The sequence below is a fragment of the Gluconobacter cerinus genome (genome assembly GCF_002723935.1).
GTDB lineage: Bacteria > Pseudomonadota > Alphaproteobacteria > Acetobacterales > Acetobacteraceae > Gluconobacter > Gluconobacter cerinus.
Genome location: NZ_BEWM01000040.1, coordinates 1 through 1,775, shown reverse-complemented (window position 1 = coordinate 1,775; position 1,775 = coordinate 1). Strand labels below are relative to the sequence as shown.

3 protein-coding genes are annotated in these 1,775 nt (G+C 62.3%); all 3 read left to right on the top strand.

The annotated features are described in order from the left end of the window. The coding region (locus tag GCE01_RS16565) for a DUF3991 and TOPRIM domain-containing protein (RefSeq protein WP_099213709.1) at positions 1-847 on the top strand (847 nt) is incomplete at its 5' end. Further along, positions 844-1,515: a hypothetical protein gene (locus GCE01_RS16560; protein WP_099213708.1), complete on the top strand. Its 672-nt coding sequence runs from the start codon at positions 844-846 to the stop codon at positions 1,513-1,515. The genes GCE01_RS16565 and GCE01_RS16560, both read left to right, overlap by 4 nt. Beyond that, a partial coding sequence (locus tag GCE01_RS16555) for a UvrD-helicase domain-containing protein (protein ID WP_167386205.1) occupies positions 1,512-1,775 on the top strand: 264 nt, incomplete at its 3' end. The genes GCE01_RS16560 and GCE01_RS16555, both read left to right, overlap by 4 nt.

The window sequence follows — 1,775 nt, the reverse complement described above, 5'->3', positions numbered from 1 at the left end:
CTTTCGTCGCGTGAAAGGCGAGAGCATCATCGTGACCCACGGTGGCAAGGGCTGGTGGGATCCGCACAATTCGTCTTCGATCGTCAAAGGCTCGGTCATCGACCTGGTCCGCTTTCTCAATCCCGGGATGTCCCTTGGCAACGCGCGCGTGGAACTCCGTGGAATGCTGGGCCTTACGCCGAGCGGGGCCGAGTACGTCGCAGAGCCGAAAGAGCGCAAACCCGCACGCGATCCGAACTATATGTGGAAGAACCGTCAGGCTCCCCAGCCGGGGTCGGCTGCCTGGACCTATCTGACCCGCGACCGGGCTTTGCCGGAACGCATTCTTCATCTCGCGAACCAGCAGGGTCTCCTGCGGGAAGGTATGAAGGGCACGGCCTGGTTCGCCCATCACAACAATGCGGGCGAGCTGACGGGCATGGAGATGCGCGGGCCGGAATATCGCGGCTTCTCCTCGGGCGGCGGTGGCAAAATGCTCTTTCGGATGAGGGCTGGCGAAAAAGGAGTGAAGCCCGTCCGTCTGGTCATCGGTGAGTCCGCCATCGACGTGCTGTCCTATGCGGCCATGGATCCGTTCTTCGCAGACCCCAGCCTGTACGTCTCGACCGGAGGCGGCATGAGCCCTGAAGCGATGGAGGAGTTCCGTGCTCTTCTTGGCACGATTGAGGCTGGTGGCCGCGTCATGATCGTCGTGGACGGCGATGCCCAGGGCGACCGGTACGAAGAGATCTATGCGCCCATGATCCGCGAAGCCGGACTCAAGCCCCTGCGGTACTCACCCAAAGGCGAAGACAAGGACTGGAACGCTGTTCTGCAGCGCCGCGCCCGTCAGGACGTGGCGGCATGAAGCAGAGCAAATCCCGTCTGAGCTGGCAGGCCGTCACACTGATCCTGTGGCGGCAGGACGCAGAGGCCATCAGGGTTTGGAAGAGAACTGGTCTGAGAACCTCGGCCCCCGAAGTCTTCTGTGAGGCGCACACGCCCGAAGGACTGGTGCAGGGGGTCGTCATCGGCGGTGATCGCCTGAACGACGCCTGGGACCGCGACGGCGAGCTGATCGTCTTCACCCGAAAATCGACGATCGTCCGTCTGAACGGACCTGAACTCCCAACGCTCACCCTGTCAGCCTGCCCCAAGGCTTTTGAGGACGTCATGATGTATAACGACACCCGATCCACGGCCCGCCAGCATATCGACCATATCGTTATCAAGACCGGCCTGACCTTTAATATGCTGGGCCATGAAAAGGCCTCGGCGATCTGGATGGATCATGCGCGCCGTCTCGGCTGTACGGATCCTGAAGCGCCTGAAATGCCGGTTCCGCACCAGCTTGTGTGGCTGGGTAGCGGCCTGAACCGCGCGCTGGCTCTCGTGATTGCCGGACGATGGGATGGTCCCCATGAGGGCTTTAACCTCTATCATCCGCTGACCCTCTTTACCGACAGCAACAATATCGTTCCCGTCGAGGATCCCGTGGCGTCTGAAGTCTATCCCGTCGAGCAGGTGCCCGCATGACCTCTTATCCGCAGACCCTCGCTCCGGTTCTGGAGCCACTGACCCCTGTGCAGCGTGAGGCCGCCATGGCGCTTGGCCGGGTTCTCGTGCTGGCCGGAGCCGGAACGGGAAAGACCAAGACCCTGACGGCCGGTGTGGCGTGCCGGATCCAGATGTATGGGATGCGGCCGTCCCAGATCCTGTGCGTGACCTTCACCAACAAGGCCGCGCAGGAAATGCGTGAGCGCATCACGAGCGTCCTGGGCGAGGGACAGGCTCCG